General features: G+C 51.1%; 2 protein-coding genes. Both read right to left on the bottom strand.

The genetic code is table 11. The features are described from left to right. Positions 1 to 392, bottom strand: a 392-nt coding sequence (locus ACTHS3_RS15270) for a leucyl/phenylalanyl-tRNA--protein transferase (RefSeq protein ID WP_440368402.1), incomplete at its 3' end; no start/stop codon positions are given. 77 nt (positions 393 to 469) lie between these two features. Next, a partial coding sequence (gene fur / locus ACTHS3_RS15265) for a ferric iron uptake transcriptional regulator (protein WP_440368401.1) occupies positions 470 to 928 on the bottom strand: 459 nt, incomplete at its 5' end.

Here is a 928-nt window from a genome sequence, read left to right as displayed (position 1 = left end):
TGCCCCTGATGGTGCAGCTTCAAATAGGCCGTCTGAAACGCAGGTTCTATCCACGTTCCGTCCTGTTCCGGACGCGGCACATTGGCACAATGGGCAATCACTTTTTCAAAACAGCGGTTAACCGTTACCCGATAAGGCTTGTGACGCAAAGTTTTGGCAAGCGATCGGCCGATACGCAGGCTTTCCGGTACAATCACGGCTCGCGGCGCAACCGCATACCAGAAAAACCAACCGTCGCGGCTAAACCACGGAAAAATCCCCTGCCCATACGCCGACAACAGCCGCCCCGTATCCAAATCGCCGCTGACGCCGACCAAGCCGTCACACTCTGCCAAAGCGTAAGACAGGTCGGGAAAACGATAATCCCGTGGCGCAAGTAAAGGAATCTTCATCGCAAAGCCCATAAAGTTTCAGACGGCCTTAGGCTGAAAATGCCCAAGGCCGTCTGAAAAATCAACATACAAACTGCTTAACGTTTGGTTTTGGTTTGGCATTCGCCGCATACACCGTACATATACAGCGCGTGGTCGACGATGCGGTAGCCGTTTTCTTCGGCGATTTTGTCTTGCAGCGCTTCGATTTCCGGATTGTGAAATTCGGTTACTTCGCCGCATTTCACGCAGACGATGTGGTCGTGGTGGTCGCCTTTGTCCAATTCGTAAACCGCTTTGCCGGTTTCAAAATGGTGGCGTTGCAAAATGCCGGCCTGTTCAAACTGGGTCAACACGCGGTAAATCGTCGCCACGCCGATTTCCACGCCCTCTTCCAACAGGATACGGTACACATCTTCCGCACTCAAATGCTCCTCGGCATGAGTCTCGAACAAGTCCAAAATTTTCAAACGTGGACCAGTAACTTTCAAACCGCTGTCTTTCAATTGCGCAATGTTGCTGAATTTTTCCATAATATTCAATATCCCTGTAAGGTA

The sequence above is a fragment of the Neisseria sp. P0009.S007 genome (assembly GCF_051962515.1).
The sequence above is the reverse complement of the archived record's forward strand: the minus strand, read 5'-3'. Positions and strand labels throughout refer to the sequence as shown.